This window comes from Nocardia sp. XZ_19_231 (assembly GCF_015355705.1).
Lineage (GTDB): Bacteria > Actinomycetota > Actinomycetes > Mycobacteriales > Mycobacteriaceae > Nocardia > Nocardia salmonicida.
Genome location: NZ_JACUZI010000004.1, coordinates 17405 through 38936, shown reverse-complemented (window position 1 = coordinate 38936; position 21532 = coordinate 17405). Strand labels below are relative to the sequence as shown.

The following is a 21532-nucleotide window of genomic DNA, read 5'->3' as shown; positions in this document are numbered from 1 at the left end:
ACGTCTGGTGGTGAGCGAAGACAGGCCCGCAGAACTCCGTATCGGCATCCTCGGCGCGGCCGCTATCGCGCCCGCGGCGGTGATCGGACCGGCCGAGCGGAATCCGGAGGTCGTCGTCGCCGCGGTGGCGGCGCGTGAGCGGTCGCGGGGGGAGAAGTTCGCCCGCAAGCACCGCATCGGCACGGTGTACGACAGCTATCAGGAGCTGATCGACGCACCCGATATCGACGCGGTCTACATTCCGCTGCCCAATGGTCTGCACGGTCGCTGGACCCGCGCTGCCGTGGCGGCCGGAAAGCATGTGCTGTGCGAGAAGCCGTTCACCGCCAATGCCGAGGAAGCGCGCGAGATCGCCGCGCTGGCCGGTGCTTCCGATCGGGTGGTGATGGAGGCGTTCCACTACCGCTACCACCCGTTGACGAAGGCCGCCGAGGAGATCATCGCCGCAGGCGAATTGGGGACGCTGCGGAGCGTGGATGCCGCCCTGTCGTTCCCGCTGCCCAAGTTCTCCGATATCCGCTACGACTACGACCTCGCCGGCGGTGCGCTGATGGACGCGGGCTGCTACGCCGTGCACCTGGCCCGGCTCCTCGGTGGCGAGAACCCGGAAGTGGTTGCGGCGCGGGCGAAGCTGCACGACGCGCGCATCGATCGCGCGATGTCGGCCGACCTGCGGTTCCCGTCCGGGCACACCGGCCGCATCCGCTGCTCGATGTGGTCGTCGGACCTGCTGCGGATCAGCGCCACCGTGGTCGGCGAGCGCGGTCGACTGCGGTTGCTCAACCCGGTGCTGCCGCATCTGGGGCACCTGCTGGTGGTCCGCACCGAACAGGGCAGGCGGGTGCGTCGGTTCGCATCGCGCAGCTCCTACGACTATCAACTCGACGCCTTCGCCGCCGCGGTCCTGCGCGGTGTACCCGTGCCGACCACGCCCGATGACGCCGTCGAGACCATGTCCGTCATCGATGCCATCTACCAATCGGCAGGCCTACCACTACGCCTGCCCAGCTGAGAGCTCGTCGAAGAAGTCGACGAGATAGCCGAAGACGTCGAGCGCCGCGCCACGGCCGATGAAGGTGTCGAGGTGTCCATAGGAAGGGATTTCGGTGTAGCGGACATCGAGGCCCGGATTGCGGTCCGAGAGCACCTCGTAACACAGCTTGTTGGAATCGATCCAGGCCGCATTGCGGGTACCCGCGAGCAGCAGCACGGGGCAGTCGATGCGATCGGCGTGATCGAGTGCGTTCTCCGGGAGCACGCGGTAGCGGTCGTCGTCGACGTTCCAGCGCACAACGGCGTGCGCGAGTTCCATCTGCCGCAGATGGCCGAGCACGCCCAGTGCGATCGGGCCGAACAGTTCGGCCAGCCGGTCGTGCGTGCGGGGGTCGAGGTGGTCGTGTTCGAACAGTTCCGCGCCCGTCCCCCAGCCGTGGTGGACCATTCGGCAGGTGGGGTCGGGGCACTCGCCCTTGCGCGAGAGTGCCGCGTAGAGCAGGGTGCGCCGTGACCACAGCCCGACCTTGCGGAAGTCGGATTCGAGGTGGCTGACCCGCGAGCCGAGGAGTTCGCTGCCCAGCAGTACCCGCATGCGGGTCGAGGTGGCGACCTTGGGCGTGAGGAAGACGCCCTGGGCAACCACGCCTGCCAGGCCGGGGAGCAGGCCGGCGGTGAGGCTCTGCGCCACGGCCAGTGCGCCGATGCAGTGCCCGACCACGAACAGCGAACGGTCGCCGATCCGTGCTCTGATCTCGGCTACGGCGGCGGGCAGGTCGTAGAGCGCGACGTCATCGATGGTGTAGGGCGGGCCGGATTCGTTGTACGGCAGGCGGCAACTGCCCCGCCAGTCGAGTAGCCAGGATTGGTAGCCTGCGTCGGCCAGTACGTCGGTCACATTGCGAATCTCGGTGAGCGCGAACATCTCTGAGGACACGCCCTGGCCGTGCACCAGGAGCACCGCGGGGCCATCGGCGGGGCCGACGCGACGCAGGTGCAGCTCGAGGCCGTCGTCGGTGCGGAACTCGATCACCTCGGGTTCGAGAGGGGTCGACCGCAGGGCACTCATCGGCGCTGCTCCTTTCGCATGGCGCGACGCAGGTCGAGCAGGTCGATACCGACCCGCAGGACCGGTTCCATCAGGCTCTTGCCGAGTTGACCGCCGAACCAACTGAGCCACAGCAGTTTCGCCACGCGTTGCTGACGTTGCGAGAGCCGTGGGTCGATGACGATGCCGTCGATCTGGTCGGGCAGGTAGGTGTGCAGGGGGACCTCGACCTCACCGGTGTAGGTGGCCGGTGCACCGCTTCTGCCGATCTCGATCACCTGGGTGCCGAGTTGGCGCACCAGGCGTCGACGCGCCGCGGCGAACTTGTAGCCGTCGAGCCACCAGTCGACACCCGACGAATCACGCAGTCGCAGTTGATAATGCATGATCGGGTGCCGTAGTTCATTGCGCAGCGGGGTCCCGTCGTGCGGGCGGACCGTCGCGGTGCCCTCGACGATGAGCGGCTGCTCATGCAGTGCGGGGCAGGTGATCTCGCCGGTGACGTCCAGCGTGCGCGCGGTGAAGGCCTGTGCGCTGTTCACTACCGACAGGGTCAGTCGCAGATCGCACGGGATCTCGCCGGTTTCGCCTGCGGCGGTGATGGTTCCGGTCAGGGTCTCAAGGAACCGCAGGTACGGCTGCTCGCCGGGGCGAGGGCCGAGGGCGGCCATCGCCGCCAGCATTCGCCCGCGGGCCTGGCCCGAGGTGTTCGGCGCGGGCAGGCCGTTGGCCGCGACAAAGGCGTCGGTGCGGGTGGCCGTGGCGGGCGGGGTGCGCACCATGGCCGCCAGCTGTCGGCGTGCCACCGGACTCTGCAACACCTGGGCCAGGGGTTGCAGTTGCGGCACCGGTTCCTCCCTGATCGCCCGCACCACGTCCTCGCACCACTGTTCCCAGTGCTGTACGCGAACGCCCATGCCGCCCAGCGTGGTTTCGGCGACGACTTGTTCGAGGGAGGTGGGCGGGCCGGTGAGGTGGTAGGTGTGGCCCCAGGCACTCGGGGTGGTGACGATCTGCGCGGTGACGCGGCTGACCCAATCCACCGGGGCTGCGTTCAGATATCGGAAACCCGGCACGGTGCGCAAGTGCAGCAGTGCCGCGGTGATGCCGGTGGCGAGGTCGCGCGGGTTGTGCGCCCCGGTCTCGGGGTGGCTGCCGATCCCGCCTGGGCGCAGCACCGTCACCACCAGACCGTGCTCGCCTGCCCGACGCAGCAGCGCCTCGGCCGCCCATTTGGCTCGGTCGTAGCCGATCGGCAAGGCGGCGACATTCGCCGTCGCGGCATCTTCGCCCAGGGTGGTGGCATCGGATCCGTTGAACACCGCCAGTGAGGAGATGTGGTGCAGCGGTTTGGGGCGGGTGGTGCAGGCCAGTTCGGCAAGGGTGAGCGGGCCGAGGACATTCGTTCGCCGCAATGACGGATAGCCGCGCAGGAAGTCCACGGCGGCACCGGCATTGACAATCGAGTCGAGGTCGGCGGCCAGCGATTCCCACCGCTGCTCGGTCAGCCCCAGCCGCGGCTCCCGCAGATCACCGGCCAACGGGGTCACCCGCCGCAGCACCTCCCGTGACCAGGGCAGGGCGTAGCGGCGGATGGCGTGCTCGAGACGTTGCGCCGCGGCGGCGTCGTCGTCGGCTCGGATCAGGCACACGACGTGGGCTTCGCTGTGCCGCAGCAGATCCAGTAGCAGATGACTGCCCAGGAATCCGGTGGCCCCGGTCAGCAGGATGCGTCGTGGGGCGATCCGTTGCGGCGCTGACACCACCGGCAGGCGATCGGCACCCGCGAGGTCGGCGAAGAGTTGGGCCAACTCATCGGTGTCGGCCGGGACAGGTGCCGACGCGGTGACGGCCGGGTTGCTCGGCGCGGTGTCCGTGGCGAGCGGCGACACAGCCGACTGCGGCAACACATATCCCGGATGCTCGGCCAGCCAGTGATGGGCCAGCCTGCGGGGTCGCGCGTCGAAGAACACCGTGTCGAGATCGAGGTCGAGATCGAGCTCACGTGCCAGTGCCGCGGCCAATTCCACAGCGGCGACGGAGGTCGCGCCCGCGTCGAAGAAGTCGGTGTCGGGGTCGAGGGGCTTGTCGGTGAACTGATTCGCCACCGCGGTGATCGCGGCGGCCAGTTCGTCCACGCTGCTCGGCGCACCTGTCCGCGGTGTGGGTGCGGCGATCGCCGATCGACGCGCACTCGACTCCGGCCCAGCCACCCCGGGCGCTGCCGCGGTGTCGACGGCACCGACCCGCGCGAGCAGCGACGCGACATCGAGGCCGCCCGGGTCCCGTTCGAGCGATTCACCGCGCGCGCGACGGTCGACGGCCGGGGTGCGGACTGTCATCGGGTCGTTGAGATCGGTCATCGCGTTGCCTCCACTACCTGCCAGGACCTGAACGCACGTAGGTGCTGCGGAGTCACCGAGACCTCCTGTGCTCCCTCGCCCGTGGGGTTCGCGGACAGAAGGGCGGCCAACCGGCGGGCTGGTTCGTTGCGGGTGGTGTGTTCGACCGTCATGGCGATCGACGTACAGCCGAGGACCTCGGCGCGGTCGGCGACCCAGGACAGCAGGCGCTCCTCGACGCCGCGGGCCAAGGCCCGGCAGCTGAGTTGCCAGCCGCTGATCCGCAGGGTGTCGCCGTCGGGGCGCAGGGCGAGTACCGAGATGAGCCCGTAGTCGCCGAAGCGGTCGCTCGCCGTCGCGGTCCATACTTCGCCGTCCGCGCGCCAGCGGTCCAGGTCCGCGACAGTGACCGCGGCGAGGGTGAACTGGTTGGTTCGGCGCACCAGTTGCGCGGCCCGCGGCGCGGTGTCCTCGGTCAGTGCCTCGATGGTCACCGTGAGGTCGAGGCGATCGAGGAACTCCGCGAATTCCGTGCCGGCACGAGCGTGGTCGCGGTCGGCCTCGACACGGTAGAAGTCGGCGCGGTCGCCGTCCTCGACGGTCGCGGCGAGCGGAACGACCGGCCACCATCGGCGCAGGAACGCCGGAAGTTGCGCCGCGGGCGGGCAGGTCACCGACAGCACCTCGGGCAGCTGGGCGCGCATGCGCGCCACTTCCACCGGGTTGTCATCGAGATAGCTGAAGGTGTCGAGACCGAGGCCGAGGGTGCGCGCGAGCTGTTCGAGCCGTGCGGGTTTGGCGTCCCAGCCGGTCGAGACAACAGCGAAATCCTCGTGTCGCAACGGGCTGTCCGGGCGGCGAAGGATCTCGCGGACGATGTCGTCGTCGTTATTGCTGAGCAGCACCAGCAGGGTGCCCGCCTGGCGCCATTGCCGCAGCCGAGTCGCCAAGGCCAGCCTCGGCGCGTCGAATGTGACACCGCCGGCACCGATTTCCCCGGCGATGCCACCCCACAGCGTGTCGTCGCCGTCGACGGCGACGACCTTCGGGGCTGGTTCGGTGGCGGCGGTCACGGTGGCCACGAGGGTGAGGGCGAGCGCGGCCTGGAATTCGGGGGTGAAGGGCAGGTGCGCCAGGATCTCGGTCCGGTCGTCGAAGGGATTCTCGACCGGATGCTGGTGCGACCACTCCCCCGCGTCCAGCACCGCGACGCCCGGTACCTCGCGCAGGCGGTGCGCGAGGAGCTGTTCCCAGTCGAGCAGTCGCTGCGCGGGCCGCTGCGAGGGCAGGATGGCGACGATGAGCGGTCGGCGGGTGCGGGCGACCAGATCACCGACCGCGGCCGGGAATTCGGTGGCGAGTTCGGTGAGCAGTTCGTCGGAGAGCTCCCCGAAACGTTCCAGATCGGCCGCCCGCACCAGCACAGCGCCCAGTGTTGTCGATGGCTGGGCGAAGACTCCGGACGGATCGCGCAGACACGCCAGCACCTGGTGGTACGGCGCTTCGGCGACGGTCAGCGGGAACTCCGATGACGCGGCGACCAACAACTCGGGCACGCGCCCGAGCGCGAAGGTCGCACCCAGCGCGACCCGGACGCCGGAGTTCGGCTGCTGCGTAACGGTTTCGGGTCTCGCGAGCGCACCGGGATCAGCCACCGCGGCTTCGACGACAGCCAGATAGTCGGTGCCGAAGTCGGTGCAGGTGCGCGCGTCGATGATGTCGGTGTTGTAGGTGAACCACACCTGTCCGGTGTCGGGCAGCACCGCGATCATCAGATCGAGGTCGGAGAAACCCGTACTCACCGGGACGATCTCAGCGTGGCTGACCGCGGAGTTGGCCCGCAGGTAGTTGAAGTAGACCTCGACCAGCGGCGCGTTGTCGCGAGCGAGCCCCGCACCGGCCAGCGCGGCGAGGACTTCGGCGAAGCCGGCGCCGGGGGCGAGCAGGTTCCGTAGTCGATCGCCCGTGCGCCGCAGCACATCCGCGACGAGGTCGCCACTGTCGAGCACCGCGGGGAAGGGTACTGGCACACCGAAATATCCGACGGCGTCGGTGGCATCGGCGTGCATCCGGGTGTCCACTGGGACCGCCAAGGCGAACCGGTCGATCCGTTGCCTGCGGGCCAGAGTGAGCGTCAGTGCGCCGAGGAATATCGCGGCGGGGGTGATGCCGAGTTCGCGAGCCCGGTCAGCGACTCGATCGTGCAGGCCCGCAGGCAAGGTGAGGGCGAGAGCTCCCGCGCCGTAGCTGCGCTGGGCCGGACGTGGCTGGGCCAGGGTCAGCTCGAGGCGTTGCACGCCGGTGAATGCCGCGCGCCAGCGCGTGGTCGCGGTGTCGTCGCGGCGGCTCGTCTGGGCAGCGAGCAGTTGGTGCAGGTCCCGGTTGGTCACGATGTCATCGAGTGGCGCACCGGAGAGCTCGGCGGCGAGCTCACCGGCGACGAGCAGCATCGACTGCACGTCGCTCATGCTGTGGTGCGCGCCGAACAGCAGGATCTGCCCGAAGGATTCGGTATGCAGAAGTTCGAACCGCCAGAGCGGGCCTGCCGCCAGGTCGTAGGGCCGCGCCATCAGTTCCCGGAAATGGGCCTCGGCGACGGCGGTGTCGAGGTGGTCGAGGTCGCGCCAGGCGAGCGGCGGAACGGCGTCGCGGCGGATCTCGAGCCGGCGCCCGTGCTCGTCGCCGGCGTGAATGGTGGTGCGCAGTGCGCCATGTCGGCCTGCCAGTCGCGCGATGGCCTGTTCGAGCTGCGCCCTGGTGACGGCAGTGGGTAGCCGCACCGCGACACCGCCGGTCTGCGCGGCGCTGGGGATGCCGAGCTGTTCGCTGCGCAGCAGTCGCATCATGTCCCTGGTCACCGGCAGGGTTTCCACCTCGGGTACGGCGGTGACGGTGTCGGTGCGGGCGCCGGTGTCGAGTGCGGCGACCTGGTCGACGAGATAGGTCGCGAGGTCGGTGAGATTCCGCTCGGCGAGGATCGTGCCGAGCGGTATCGCGATGCCGGTGTGTTCGCGCACCTTGTTGCGCAGTTCGACAGCCATCAACGAGTCGAGGCCCAAGCTCTGGAAGGTCTGCTCGGCGTCGACCTTCTCACCACCGGCATGACCGAGCACCTCACCGATCCAGTCGGCGACCGAGGCCATCGCCAAGATGATGGCCTCGGCCCGCGGTGCCGTTCGAAGTTCTCGCGCGAACGCCGATCCCGCGACGTGCTCCACCGATGCTCGATCGGCGACCGCACGGCGTGGTGCGCGCCGCACCAACCCGCGCAGCAGCGGCGGCACCGCGGTGGAGCGCCGCAGTACCTCGGTGTCGAGCAGCAGCGGTACCAGCACCGGATCACCGTGGGCCAGTGCGGCATCGAAGCAGGCCATGCCGTCGGGCACCGAGAACGCGCGCACGCCGGCCCGGCTGATCCGCCGAATATCGGCCTCGGCCAGGTGGTCGTGCACGTCGACGTCCCAGGCGCCCCAGGCCAGGGACTGGCCCGGCAGACCGAGTGCGCGGCGGTGCACCGCCAATGCGTCGAGATAGGCGTTGGCCGCCGCGTAGTTGGCCTGACCCGGTGTGCCGAACAGTCCGCCCGCCGCGGAGAACAGCACGAAGATCGAGAGCTTCCGATCCGCGGTCAGCTCGTGCAGATGTTGCGCCGCATCGACTTTCGGGCGCAGGACCGCCGTCAACTGCGACGGTGTCAGTGAGCCGATAGTCGCGTCGTCGAACACAGCGGCCGCGTGCACGACACCCGCGAGGGGCAGACCGTCGAGCAGCTCGGCCATCGCCGACCGGTCGGCGATGTCGCAGGCGGCGAATCGCACACGCACACCGCGCTTTTCGAGGTCATCGCGCAATTCGGTGCCGCCGGGACCGTCGATCCCGCGCCGACTGACCAACACCAGCTCGCGTGCACCGTAGGCATCGGCCAGATGTCGGGCCAATGCCGATCCGAGTCGACCGGGCGCACCGGTGATCAGGACCGCTCCCTCGCCCAAGACCACCCGATCGTGCGCAACCGCGGTCTCGGCCAGGCGGGCCAGTCGCGGCGCGAAAACCACACCGTCACGGACGGCCACCTGCTGATGTTCGACCGCCAGCACAGCCGTGAAGTCCACGGCGGGGTCGGCGGTGTCGAGTAGGACGATCCGGCCCGGATTCTCCGACTGCGCCGAGCGAACCAACCCCCACGCCACCGCGCCCGCAGGATCAGGGCCGACCGCACGCGCCGGTTCGGCGCTCACCGCGCTCGCACCGTCGACCCGCGTACCGTGCGGGTCCGCGGGCTGGTGTCCGGTTCCGTTCACCACGACCGCGCCCCGGGTCCGCACCACCAGGGTCGACTGCTCGAAGCGGGGATCGCCGAGGAAGCTCTGCAGTACGGCGAGGACATGCTGAGCGGCGTCATGAACCTGAGCGGGCGAATTGCCCACTGGCACAGTCGCAATGACCGTATCGGTGGCGGTGGTCTCGGCGGCGTTCCAGTCGGTGACGATGCGCGCGCGTGGCTGCGCGGGGAGCGCGAGCCGCGACCACTCGACCTGGAACAGGCGCCGGTAGGCGGGTGCGAGCGCGGCGGCCTGCCACTGCGCGGCATCGACCGGGCGCAACAACAACGACCCCACCGAGACGACCAGACGTCCGGTTCGGTCGGTGGCCGACATGGCGACGGTCTCGGGGCCCGAGCGCGTGAGCCGCACCCGCAGTGCGGTGGCACCGGTGGCCGACAGCGCGACATCGGACCAGACGAACGGCAGCAGCGCATGCCCGCCGTCCTCAGCGAACACCGCGGTGGCGTGTAGGGCAGCGTCGAACAGCGCCGGGTGGATGCCGAATTTCGCGGCGTCACCGTGCGCGGATTCGTCGAGTTCGACCTCGACGAAGAGCTCGTCGCCACGCCGCCACGCCGCCCGCATCGCCCGGAACAGCGGGCCGTAGTGGTGGCCTCGGTCGTACAGGCGGCCGTACAGGTCATCGACATCGACGCGGGTGGCATCGGTCGGCGGCCATACCGCGCCGTCCTGCTGCGTCGAGACCGCTACTGGTTCCTCGCCCAGGATTCCGTCGGCATGCAGCGTCCACTGCGCGTCGGGTTGACCTTCGTCGCGGGCGTAGATGCGCACGGCCCTGCGATCGTCGGCGTCGGGACCACCGAGCACCGTCTGGATCTGCACCGACCCCTGTTCGGGGACCAGCAGTGGGGCGCGCAGCACCAGCTCGCGCACGGCGGGGCAGTCCACTTCGTCACCGGCGCGAATAGCCCATTCGACGAGCGCGGCCCCTGGTACCAGCACCGCGTCGGGGCCCGCGTGATCGAGGACCCATGGCTGGCGCGCCCGCGAGAACCGACCGGTCAGGCTGACACCACCGGTCTCCGGCTGCGGCACCACGGCGCCGAGGACTGGATGGGCCAGATCATCGATCCCGAGCGCGGTGCTCGCGCGGTTGGCTCCCTCGGTCCAGAATCGGCGTTCATCGAAGGCATAGGTGGGCAGGTCGACGCGACCGGTCGCCGGCACCAACCTGGTCCAGTCGAGATCGTGCCCAGCGACATAGAGTTGCGCCCGCGCCCGCGCCAGCGCGGTCGGTCCGTCCTCATCGCGCACGAGCGAGCCGACAGCCACCACTTCGCGCGCCAACTCCTCGGACACGGTCCGCACCGCCGCGGTGAGCGACGGGTGCGCGCCGAGTTCGACGAAATACCGGAACCCGTCGGCGATCATCTGCTCGATGGTGGCCGCGAACCGCACGGTCTCGCGCGCATTGCGGTACCAGTACTCCGAATCGATCGACGCGCTGGACACCGGCGCACCGGTCACAGTCGAGTACCACGGCAGCGCGGGCGAATCCGTGGTCAGGTCGGCCAGTTGCTCGGTCAATGGCTCGCGGATCGTTTCGATCATTCGGCAGTGCCCGGCCAATCCGGGACCGGCGGCACCGAGCCTGGTGTAGATCCCGGCCCGGTCGAGCTCGGCCAGCAGTCGCGTCACCGCGGCCTGCTCCCCCGCCACGATCGTCGACCGCCGCACATTGACCGCCGCGATCGATACGCGGCCATCGAAGTCCAGCAGTCGCGTGGCGACGTCGGCCTCGGGCAGACCGATCATCGCCATCGCGGCGGGTTCGTCGATGGCCTGCATCAAACGGCTGCGGGTGACGACGATCTCGGCGGCGTCATCGAGTGCGAGCACACCCGCGCAGTAGGCGGCGGCGATCTCGCCCTGGCTGTGCCCGATGACCGCGTCCGGGGATACCCCCGCCGCCCGCCAGGTGGCCGCCAGCGAAACCATCGTGGCGAACAGCAGCGGCTGGACCACCGGGAAGTCGACGAGGTCCGCGGCACTCATCGTGGTCAGCCGGTCGGTCAGCGACCAACCAAGGTGCGCACCGAATATCTTGTCGCACAGGTCGAATTCCGCGCGGAACTCCGCGGAGTCGGTGAGCAGGTCGCGACCCATGCCGACCCACTGCATGCCCTGCCCGGGGAAGACGAAGGCGGTCTTGGCATTGGTGAGCACCGGTCCGGCACCGAGCACCACATTCGCCGACGAGGTCGCGGCGACCAGGTCACCCAACGCACCGACCAGGTCGTCGCGGTCGGCGGCGAGCACGACCGCGCGCCGCTCGAACTGGGTGCGCTGCAGGGCAAGCGCACGCGCGAGCGGACCCGGTTGCAGTGTCGGGTCGGCGCGAACCAGGTCGAGTAGCCGCTGCGCCTGACCCCGCACCGAGGCCTCGCTGCGCGCGGTGATCGGTAGCAGCAACACCCGCCCGTCACCCGGCGACGGCGAGCTCACCTCGACCGTCGGCGCTTCCTCGAGGATCAGGTGCGCGTTCGTCCCGCTGAGCCCGAAGGCACTCACCCCGGCCCGGCGTGGCCGATCGCCACGCCGCCACGGCGCGGGCTGCGCGTGCACCGCGACCCCGCTGCGCGCCCAATCGACGTGCGGTGAGGGCACACTCGCGTTCAAGGTCGCCGGAATGCGTTCGTGCTGCAGTGCCAGCACGAGTTTGATGACGCTGGCCACGCCCGCCGCGGCCTGGGTATGTCCCAGATGCGATTTCAACGACCCGATGCCCAGTGGCCGCTGTGGATCACGACCGGGCCCGAATACCCGTGCCAGGGCCCGCGCTTCGATCGGATCACCGAGCGCCGTCCCGGTTCCGTGTGCCTCGACATAGTCGATGTCATGTGGTGCCAGACCGCAGGTGCGCAGGGCCGAGCGCAGAACTTGTTCCTGGGCAGCACCGTTGGGCGCGCTCAGGCCCTGGCTGCGGCCATCCTGGTTGACCGCCGACCCGCGAATAACCGCGAGCACCTGGTCCCCGTCACGGCGGGCATCACCGAGTCGCTTCAACAGCACCAGCCCCGCGCCCTCAGCCCACACGGTTCCGTCGGCCTCGGCCGAGAACGGCGCGCACCGACCGGTCGGCGACAGCACACCCAATCGGCACAGTTCGATATGGGCGATGGGTGACATCAGCAGCGTCGCACCGCCGGCCAGCGCGAGGTCACACTCCCCCGCCCGCAACGCCTGGATCGCCAGGTGCATCGCGACAATCGAGGACGAGCACGCGGTGTCCAACGTGACGGCCGGGCCGTGCAGTCCGAGCGTGTAAGAGATCCGACCGGACGCGACGCTCGGCGAAAGTCCCGTTCCGACCTGTCCGTTGAGCTGTTCTGGTGCGGGATCGGCAAGATAGCCGGTGCTGTACACGCCGAGGTACACCCCCGTCGCGCTGCCGTGCAGGGTGCGCGGATCACGACCCGACCGTTCGATCGCCTCCCAGGCGAGTTGCAGCATCATCCGTTGCTGCGGATCCATGACCGCGGCTTCGCGGGGGCCGATGCCGAAGAAGGCGGCGTCGAAGCGGTCGACCCCATCGACGTAGCCGCCGCGGAAGGTGTAGGCCGTGCCGGTCGCGGTGGGATCCGGGTCGTAGAGGCCGTCGATGTCCCAGCGGCCCGGCGGCACCTCGCTGAGCCCGTCGACATCACCGTCGAGCAGCCGCCACAGTGCCTCGGGGGAATCGGCGGCCCCGGGGAAGCGACACGACATCGCGACGATCGCGATCGCGTCATCGGTGTCGGGGGCGTCAGGGGCGTCGGCGGTGGTGATGTCCTCGACCTGTTCGGGCACCGCGGGACTCGGGTCAGTCGGTGCGCTCAGCACCACCGCGACACCGTCGATCGTCGGGTGGTCGAAGAACAGATTGGTGTCGATGAAGCGGCCGACGAAGTCCGATAGATCGACGACGAGCTCCACCAGATCAGCTGAGCCCAAACCGAATTCGACCAGCGGACGATGCACGTCGATGCGCTCGGGATCCAGCAGCGCCTGCCGCGCGATGGCGCTCACGAGCCACGATCGCACGGCCTCCGCCGACAATTCGGTGGCCTCGTCCGGCTCGGCGGACTCGGTGGCCTCGATCTCGAAGTCGAACTCGTCCTCCGGTGACCGCATCGGGCCGGCCAGCAGGGTGAGCAGTTCGCCCGACAGATACCCCGCCCGGCACGCCGACCGCTGAATCTTGCCGCTGCTGGTCTTGAACACCGTCCCCGGCCGAATCAGCAGTACCGCGGCGAGGGTGAGCCCGTGCTCGGTAGCCACCGCGGCACGCACCGCGCCCTCGATCGCCGACAGCGCGGCGGGGTCGGTGCTGCGGACTTCAGCCACGACGACGGGCTGTTCTCCGTCCACCCCGAGATCGACGGAGAACGCCGCGACACACCCGGCGCGAACATCACTATGGGCCGTCTCGACTGTCGACTCGATGTCGTGTGGATAGTGATTGCGACCGTCCACGATCACCAGATCTTTGCGCCTTCCGGTGACGAACAGCTCGCCATCGGCGAGGATTCCGAGATCACCGGTGCGCAGGAAACGACGATCGTCGCCCACCTGCCGCGCACCGAACACCGCCGCGCTGGCCTGCTCGTCCTGGAAGTAGCCTGCGGCCACGCTGGGGCCGGCGACCCAGATCTCGCCCTCGACACCGTCGCCACGCGCGGCCCCGGTGTCCGGGTCGACAACCGCGAGCGACATGCCGACGACTGCCCGGCCGACCCCGACGAGTTCCGCACCCCGCGAACGTGATCCGTCGCCGAGGCTGCCGGGAACCGTCAGCAGTGTTGGCGCCGCCGCGGTCGACGGCGCGGTCACGATCAGGGTCGACTCGGCCAATCCGTAGACCGGCTGGTGAGATTCGGCGCGAAAGCCCGCGCGGGCGAAGGTCTCGGTGAACCGCCGTAGCGTCGCGGCCCGCACCGGTTCCGAGCCGTTGAACGCCACCCGCCAGTGGCTCAGGTCGAGCTCATCGATCTGCGCCGAGGTGATCCGCCGCAGACACAGTTCATAGCCGAAATTGGGACCACCACTGGTATGCGCGCGGTAGGTGGAAATCGCCTGCAGCCAGCGCTCAGGACGCTGCAAGAAGTGCAGCGGCGACATCAACACCGAATTCGCGCCGAGATAGACCGTGTGCAGCAGCGGCGCGATCAGACCCATGTCGTGATACATCGGCAGCCAACTGGCGAACAGCGCACCGTCGGAACCATCAACGAGGTCGCGGTCGTGGCCGAGCCCCGCGGCGAGCGCCTCCTGGTTGTGCAGCAGGTTCCCGTGCGTCACGACGACACCGCGCGGCGCGCTCGTCGAACCTGACGTGTACTGGATGAACGCGGGCGAATCCGGATTCAGATCCGGTTCCCGCCAGCGCAGCGCGGCGGCGTCGGGTAGTTCGTCGGTGGCCAGCCACGGCACCCCGGTCAGCTCGGGGACCTCCGCGCACAGCACCGCTGACTCCGCGACAACGCGCCGCGGGGCCAACACCACATCGACGTCGGCGTGCGCCACCATCCGCCGGAGGCGGCGCAGCGAGCGGTTGTCGAGTTCGGGCAGTGGCGCGGGGACCGCGACGACACCCGCGACCAAGCAGCCGAAGAAGGCCTCGGCGAACTCCGGCCCCGCTGGAAACAGCAGCAGTGCCCGTTGCGGCGCCGAATCCTGCAGCACGGCACCGATCGCGCGGGCGCGCCGTCCCAGCTCGGCATAGGACATTTCGCGAACGGAACCATCGACGTCACCATTGTCCAGGAACCGATACACCGCCCCGTCCTGGCGATTCTCTACCCGGGCAAACAGTGTTTCGACGAACGTGTTGAGCACGAACTACTTCCTCTGACCGTGGAGCGCTGGAACATCGCCCACCCTAGCTGTCACGGCAGCACACAGCGTGACCATCGGAATAGAATCGGTCATGGTGAGCCCCCGGAATTAGGGGCACCACAGAATCGATTCTTATTGCTATGGAAGTAATTTCATGATTGCAAGTCGCAGAGCCAACCGTGAGGATGGCCGGGTGTCCAACACTGCGATCTCGCTACGCGATCTGCCCCGGCTACGCACCCGCAACCTCACTCAACTCGGTGGACTGCTGCGGCCGGGCACTCACGCCTCGCCCCTGCTCGAACTCGGGGAACGTTTCGTCGTGACACCGCCGGGATTTCCGACAATGCTGGTCACTCACGAAATGGGCGACGTGCGCGCATTGTTCGCTAATCACGATGACTTCTCGATCGGGCAGGTGCTGAGCCGATTCTCGAGCCACGATGTCATGTTCGGTAAACAGACGATGATCTTCCTCGATGGTGCCGAGCACCGTCGCGAACGCCGACTGTACGCACCGCCTTTCCAGACCGCCGCGCTGCGATCCTATGAGGAATTGATGGTCGAGGTGGTCGAGCGGGAACTGCCCGCCTGGCCGGTCGGTACACCGTTCGAGTTCTTGACGGCCAGCTATGACCTGGCCATCGGGGTGCTGCTCGGCGTCGTGTTCGGCGATGTCGCGCCCGCCCGCCGAGACCGGCTGAAGGCGGCGGTGAGCGGCTGGTTCGGCGAGATCGAGAGTCGCGGCTTCCTCGCCGTCACCCTGCTCACCCCGTTCATCGGCGGCCACACGGTGCCCTACCCGCCGCTGCGGCGCCGCCAGAACGAGGTCGACGCCGTCGTCATCGAAGAGATCGCCGCACGTCGCGCCACTCCCGGTGCGGCGAGCGAACGGCGTGACGTGCTCTCGCGCTACATCGGCACCGACCTCGATCAACACGATGACGCCGCGCTTGCCCGCGATATGCGTGGCATCCTGCTCGGCGCCTACGAGACGACCGCGATCACCCTCGGCTGGATCGCCACCATGCTGGCCGGCCATCCGGCGGCCATGGCCGAGGTCGACGCCGCGGTCGACGCTGGTGACACCGACCGACTCGACGCCTACCTCGACGCCGTGGTTGCCGAGGTGATGCGGTTGCGGCCGGTGTCGCCGTTCACCGGGCGGCGAGCGTTGCGCGATACCGAGATCAACGGTGTCGCGATCCCGCGGGGCGCCATCGTTATCGTGCCGATCCTGTTGATCCACGAATCCGAACGGCACTACAGCGAACCGATGGCCTTCCAGCCCGAACGTTTCCTCGACAACCGACCGAGCACCCACTCCTGGCTCACCTTCGGTGCCGGCGCGCACCGCTGCCTCGGCGCGCAGTTCGCCCTCGCCGAGGCCCGCATCTTGTTCCGCACCGTCCTGCAGCACCGCCGCATCGCAACGATCGCCGGCCCGATGGAACCACCGCGCCGCTATCACACCGGCCTCAGCCCGGCCGACAACGCGCGAATCACCCTGCTGCCCCGGTGATTACGCGCCTGTCGTCCTTGTTCAGCGCAGGGTAACCGTGGTCGGCAGCGAGGCGAAGCCGCGGTTGTTCGAGGAGTGGATCCGCACCAGATTGTCGGTGTCGATCTCGTAGTCGGCCACCGCGGCGACGATCTCCTCCAGCGCCACCCGCAGTTCCACCTGCGCCAGATTCATCCCGACGCAGTGGTGTCGGCCGGCACCGAAGGCGAAGGCGGCACTGGTGTCGCGGTCGAGATCGAAGGTGTCGGGGTCGACGAAGACCATCTCGTCGCGATGCGCCGATCCGGTGAGCAGCAGGATCCGGGCAGCCGCCGGGATCTCGACGCCGTGCAGTTCGACCGGTGCGGTGGTGGTGCGCAGCTGGGTCTGGGTGGCCGGGTCGTAGCGCATCGACTCCGCGATCCAGTCCTCGATCCGACCGCCGAAGGCCGCCTGTCGCTGCTCCGGATACTGCGCGGCGCTGTACCAGGCGTTGCCGAGGGTCAGCATGACCGTCTCGATGCCGGCACCAACGAGCAGGATCAGCACCCCGACGATCTCCTCCGGGCTGAGCCGGTCGGTACCGTCCGCCGCGTCGAGCAGGCCGGAGAGCAGGTCGTCGGTGCGCTGCTGACTCCGAGCGATAGTCAGCTCGGTGTAGTAGCCGACCAACGCGCCGATCGCCGCCATCGCCTCCGGCCGCAGATCGGTCGATTCCGCGTCGGTGTACATGATCTCCATGCCGAGTTTGCGCACCAGCTCGCGGTCGGCTTCGGGCACACCGACCAACTCGGCGATCACCTCGGTGGGAAACGGACCGGCGAAGTCGGCGATCAGGTCGAAACTGCCTTGCGCCAGCAACGGTTGCAGCGTCTGGCGGGCGATCTCGCGTAGTCGCGGCGCGAGCGCCTGAATCCGCCGCTGGGTGAACGCCCGCACCACCAGCTCGCGCATTCTGGTGTGCTTGGGCGGGTCCATCGCGACGAACGAGAAGAGCTTCTCCGCCTGCGGTCCCCAGAACGCGGGCTCCATGCGGATGCCGTTGGCGCTGGAGAAGCGATCGGAGTCACGCAACGCCGCACGCACGTCCGCGTGGCGCGAGAGTGCCCAGAAATCATCGGTCTCGTTACGGTAGACGGGTGCCTCGTTTCGCAACCTGGCATAGTACGGGTAGGGATCGGCGTGGACGTCGAAGTCATAGGGGCTGTAATGCAGGGGGGGCATGGTCGTTAGCCTTTCGCGGCGGCGTGGCACGCGAACGCCACCGGTCTCGTTCCGACTGATGTGGACGACGGTAGTCGAGAGAATAGGGAGAAGTCGTGGACTTCGAGGCGGCAGCTGATCGAGTGGACGTCACCAAACCGCACCCGGCCCGCCGCTACGACTACTGGTTGGGCGGCAGTGCCAACTTCGAGGCGGATCGGCGCTCGGCCGATGCCGTCTCCGTCGCGTTTCCGTCGATCCACTGCTCGGTACTGGCGAATCGGAAGTTCCTGCGCCGCGCGGTCCACTACTTGGCCTCAACCGTGGGCATCGAGCAGTACCTCGATATCGGTACCGGGTTGCCGACAGCGGGCAATGTCCATGAACTCGCGCAGGCGGTCGTTCCGCAATCGCGGATCGTCTACGTCGACAATGACCCCATCGTGCTCTACCACGCCCGCGAGCTGCTCGACAGCGATCCCAGCGGCGCGACGGCCTATATCGATGCTGATCTGCGCGACCCCGCCTCGATCCTGGACAACCCGGCGCTCGTCGACACTCTCGACCTCGAGCAGCCGGTCGCCCTCATACTCTGCGCGGTCCTGCACTTCATCACCGACGAGATGGATCCCTATGCCATCGTCCGTCGATTGTGCGATGCCCTACCGTCAGGCAGCTACGTGACGCTGACCCACGCCACCAATGACCACCTCTCGGTCGAGGACCTCCAAGCGACCGTCGAAGCCAACGAGCGCAGCGGTGTCCCGTTCCAGACCCGCTCCACCGCCGAATTCACCCGATTCTTCGACGACCTCGAAATGGTCCCCCCCGGCATCACCTCGGTCATCGACTGGCGTCCGACCGAATGGCGCGCGCATCCCCGCCGGGAAGCGGTATCGATGCTCTGCGGCATGGCCAGGGTTCCCTGACCGCCCTCGCCGGTGACCGGCGAGGGCGCAACCATCGCTCAGAGATTGACGCCGAAGTCGCGCGCAATCCCTTCCAGACCCGAGGCGTACCCCTGGCCGATGGCACGGAAATTCCACTCGGCGCCATAGCGGTACAGCTCGCCGAATACCATGGCCGTCCCGGTGGACGCGTCCTCGGACAGGTCGTAGCGCGCCAGTTCGTTGCCGTTGGCCCGGCTAACGACGCGAATCGAGTGCCGCCGCCAGCGTCCGGGCGCCCCACTTGCCTCGATCACGACGTCGGGTTTGCGGCCGTCGAGTGCGTCGGTGACATCGGCGGCGATGGACTCCGACGGAGTGAGGGTGCGATCGGCGCCCAGACGTTGCGCGCGGTCGAGGCGGCTGCCGGGGATGACGACCCTGAAATCCCCGCACCGGTGGAGGCGTTCAAGGAACACGGCGCCGTTTGGGTGGTCGTCGCCACCTTCGGCGACCGCATCAACCGCACCGCATCCAATCACGAACGGCGCCTCCGGAATTCCGAGGGCGCCGCTCGGGCACTTCGCACCGCGTCAGCGGATCAGGCTTCGCGCACCGCCGTGACGATCGCGACGACCGCCGCGGACAACGCCCCGATCACCACCCCACCGAGGACGACCGCGGCGGCGGCGACCGTGAACTGATCCCAGCCCACCATGAGCGCGGCCACGCCGAGCACCACGAGGATCGCGTCGACGCCGACGGCGGCCAGGACAGCGTCGTCGCGGCTGAGTAGCCGAGGAGTCAGCGCAACGGTGGCCAGGCCGAGCAAAACGGACACCAGGCCGACCACGACGAAGACAGGGACGGCCATTCCGGTGCCGACATCGATCCCCAGGATCAGCGTGGCGAACGGGACGAGGCCGTACAGGACGCGGATCGCGCCCACTCCGCGCAGCGTCCACGAGGACACATCGACGGGGGCACCCCCGGTGGAGGTCTTGGTCGCGTACGCCATACGCACAGTTGCCACCTGGCTGGTCATATCCCGCTCCTTCGACATTTTCACACCTTCGTGCAATTGCACGTATCTGTGAAACTACGTTCATTGCACACCGATGTGCAAGAACTCGTGAAGGGACTCACACCCACCCGGGTACGTGCCGGAGAGCACACCTTGGATCCATTCGGGGACAGCATGTTTCGACGAGCGATCCCCCGACGAGCGCACCTGCGATCAGTGCTGCGCGGCCTCGGCGGCGGCTCGGGCGATTTCCGCAGCACCCGAACGGTCGACGCCGACCGCGATCAGGCAAGCCAGGGCAGCGTCACGCGCGGCTTCGGCACCGACCCATTCACCATCGCTGTGCGCGTTCAGCAACTCGAGCACCAGCGCCGTGAGTACCCTGGCCAACGCTGCGGGCGGAAGGTGACCAGCGAAGGTTCCGTCGGCTTGACCAGCCGCTATCAACGTGATCAACCGGGCACGGACGGGCGCGAGCCGGTCGGCCATCCGGGCTCGCGACCCGGCTTCGTCCAGACGCAGCAGCAGCTGGAACTCGTCGCCGACAGCCCACAGCGCGACCGTCATATCCGCGGTCGCCCGGGCGGGCGGTTGCGCGGTGTCGATACCGTCGAGTGCGCGACCGACCTGTTCGAAAGCCTCGTCGAGCATGCCGTCGATCAACGCTTCCCTGGTGGGGAAATGACCGTAGAGGGTGCGGCGGACCATCCCCGCGGCAACGGCGATGTCTTCCATGCTCGCCAGGGGATTTCGCAGCAACTCGTCCCCGGCCACAGCGACGATGCGTCGCCGGTTGGCCAGTGCGCGCGGCCCGAGGCCGACGGTGGTCGAGTGCGTCGTCGCAGTCACGTCCGTCCTTTCACCGACCACCATCCCACACCTGCGCAAAGGTGTGCAAAGGCCGTCCGCGGCTCACCGGCCTGATGATCGGCGATCACAACGAATGCAACACTCATTTGATGGAGGCGTTCGTCGCCTGTGCATTGATTCCGGTCAAAAGTGTGGGGTTTCTGTGGGGCGCTGCTGGTGTCGCCACATCAACCGCGCTCGCGGGCCGCCGAGGTACGTGCGTCGCGTCGGCCTGAGCGAAGCGGCGATCGAGTCCTCTGGATTCCCAGCCCGGGGTTGGACAGGCGCGGACTATGACGAGGAGACCAATGGCGGTGTGTTGGTGGTGTTCACCGCGGCGCGGTGTCGAGTGAGGGCGAGTGCCATGGTCGCCAGCGAGGTGACGACGATGCCCGCGCCGAAGATCTGGATGGTGTGCGCGGCCCCGAGGTGGCGAGCCGTGTAGCCGGCGCCGATGGCCGGTAGGGAGATGGCCGCGTAGGCGACGATGTAGAACGCCGCCATCACCTGGGCTCGTCGATCCGGCGGGGCCGCGGCGCCGATCGTGCGCAAGCAACCGAACATTCCACTACCCATGCCGAATCCTATGACGACACCGGAGACGAGGAATCCCACCGCGGTCCCGTCACCGGTCACAGACCCAGCCAGCCCGAGGATGCCCGCCGACATGATCGCCATACCCCACGCGATCTGGGCCGTCGGTGCCGTCTTCTGGGTGAGCACCGCGGCCACCGCGCCCGCGCAGCCCATCACCATGATCGAACTACCGGCGGGCAGATTACTGCTGGTGTGCAGCAGAGCCGGGACGATCGCCCCGACCAGGCCGAGGAACAGGCCGATGATCGACCACGCACACGCGATCCCCAACCCCGCCAAGATGAACGGCGCGAGGATCGCACGCGGCACACCGGGTGCGGTGATCCGAAATCTGTCGCGCGACACCACGGTTTCCGGCATCAGCAGCGTGCCCAGCAACAGGAGCGTCACCAACACCGCGAGCAGGACGAACGGCGTTACCAGCGGATGGGCCACGTATTGCACCAGCAGCGCTCCGACCATGCCACCTGCCCCTACCCCGAGCGAGCTCGCGACGACGTTGTACAGACCCGCCTTGGCGGGATTATCACCTCGGTACAGCTCCATCAACGCCGCACCCGCAGCGCTGATGGCGACACCGGTCGACAGCCCTTGCACGGCGCGGGCGAGAAAGAGCCAGATCACATCGGAGGCATAGCCGAACAACACCATCGACGCGAGCAGACCAGCCAGTCCGGCAGCGATCACCGGGCGTCGGCCGACGGCGTCGGAGATGCGCCCGACCACCAGCAGGGTGGCCAAGACTCCGAAGCAATAGGTGGCGTAGATCAGCGTCACTGTCGAGGTGTCGAGGTGCCAGATCGCCGCGTACAGCTTGTAGAGCGGCGAGGGCACGGCGGAGGCTGCCAGGCAGAAGCCGATCACCGCCGCGGCAAGGCCGAATGCCACTTCATGAGACAGCCGGGGTATGCGCGAAACATCAGTC

Annotated in this window: 10 protein-coding genes and 1 pseudogene; 3 read left to right on the top strand and 8 right to left on the bottom strand. The window is 68.4% G+C overall.

What is annotated here, in order from left to right:
* Positions 1 to 10: 10 nt before the first annotated feature.
* Positions 11 to 1012: a Gfo/Idh/MocA family protein gene (locus IBJ82_RS18825; RefSeq protein ID WP_194827265.1), complete on the top strand. Its 1002-nt coding sequence runs from the start codon at positions 11 to 13 to the stop codon at positions 1010 to 1012.
* On the opposite strand, the gene IBJ82_RS18820 is transcribed toward IBJ82_RS18825, so the two are convergent.
* From IBJ82_RS18820 to IBJ82_RS18810, 3 genes are read right to left on the bottom strand one after another with little or no spacing between them, the layout of a single operon-like run.
* Positions 995 to 2062 carry an alpha/beta hydrolase gene (locus IBJ82_RS18820; protein WP_194827264.1) on the bottom strand — a complete coding sequence of 356 codons (1068 nt, stop codon included), beginning with the start codon at positions 2060 to 2062 and terminating at the stop codon, positions 995 to 997. The two genes, IBJ82_RS18825 and IBJ82_RS18820, sit on opposite strands and share 18 nt — an antisense overlap.
* A complete protein-coding gene (locus IBJ82_RS18815) occupies positions 2059 to 4404 on the bottom strand; it encodes a thioester reductase domain-containing protein (RefSeq protein ID WP_194827263.1) in 2346 nt (781 codons plus the stop codon). The genes IBJ82_RS18820 and IBJ82_RS18815 overlap by 4 nt, the downstream gene beginning before the upstream one ends.
* Entirely contained in the window at positions 4401 to 14546 is a 10146-nt protein-coding gene (locus IBJ82_RS18810) for a type I polyketide synthase (RefSeq protein WP_194827262.1), read from the bottom strand. The genes IBJ82_RS18815 and IBJ82_RS18810 overlap by 4 nt, the downstream gene beginning before the upstream one ends.
* Positions 14547 to 14739: 193 nt before the next feature.
* Between IBJ82_RS18810 and IBJ82_RS18805 the strand changes: the two genes are divergently transcribed.
* Complete coding sequence (locus tag IBJ82_RS18805) at positions 14740 to 16068, top strand: cytochrome P450 (protein WP_194827261.1); 1329 nt, start codon at positions 14740 to 14742, stop codon at positions 16066 to 16068.
* Positions 16069 to 16089: 21 nt separating this feature from the next.
* Here the strand turns inward: IBJ82_RS18805 and IBJ82_RS18800 are convergent, their stop codons facing one another.
* Complete coding sequence (locus IBJ82_RS18800; protein ID WP_194827260.1) at positions 16090 to 17271, bottom strand: cytochrome P450; 1182 nt, start codon at positions 17269 to 17271, stop codon at positions 16090 to 16092.
* 95 nt (positions 17272 to 17366) lie between these two features.
* Between IBJ82_RS18800 and IBJ82_RS18795 the strand changes: the two genes are divergently transcribed.
* Positions 17367 to 18179 carry an SAM-dependent methyltransferase gene (locus tag IBJ82_RS18795; RefSeq protein WP_370585375.1) on the top strand — a complete coding sequence of 271 codons (813 nt, stop codon included), beginning with the start codon at positions 17367 to 17369 and terminating at the stop codon, positions 18177 to 18179.
* Between the two features lie 38 nt (positions 18180 to 18217).
* On the opposite strand, the pseudogene IBJ82_RS18790 reads toward IBJ82_RS18795, so the two are convergent.
* The 4 genes and pseudogenes from IBJ82_RS18790 to IBJ82_RS18775 form a co-directional block, all read right to left on the bottom strand.
* Positions 18218 to 18415: pseudogene (locus tag IBJ82_RS18790) on the bottom strand (TerD family protein); the annotation flags it as partial.
* 323 nt (positions 18416 to 18738) lie between these two features.
* Complete coding sequence (locus IBJ82_RS18785; RefSeq protein ID WP_194827259.1) at positions 18739 to 19182, bottom strand: hypothetical protein; 444 nt, start codon at positions 19180 to 19182, stop codon at positions 18739 to 18741.
* Positions 19183 to 19374: 192 nt separating this feature from the next.
* The gene (locus IBJ82_RS18780; RefSeq protein ID WP_194827258.1) at positions 19375 to 20010 is read right to left on the bottom strand and encodes a TetR/AcrR family transcriptional regulator; all 636 of its coding nucleotides are present in this window, start codon (positions 20008 to 20010) and stop codon (positions 19375 to 19377) included.
* Between the two features lie 291 nt (positions 20011 to 20301).
* The gene (locus IBJ82_RS18775) at positions 20302 to 21495 is read right to left on the bottom strand and encodes an MFS transporter (RefSeq protein ID WP_194827257.1); all 1194 of its coding nucleotides are present in this window, start codon (positions 21493 to 21495) and stop codon (positions 20302 to 20304) included.
* Positions 21496 to 21532: the final 37 nt, after the last annotated feature.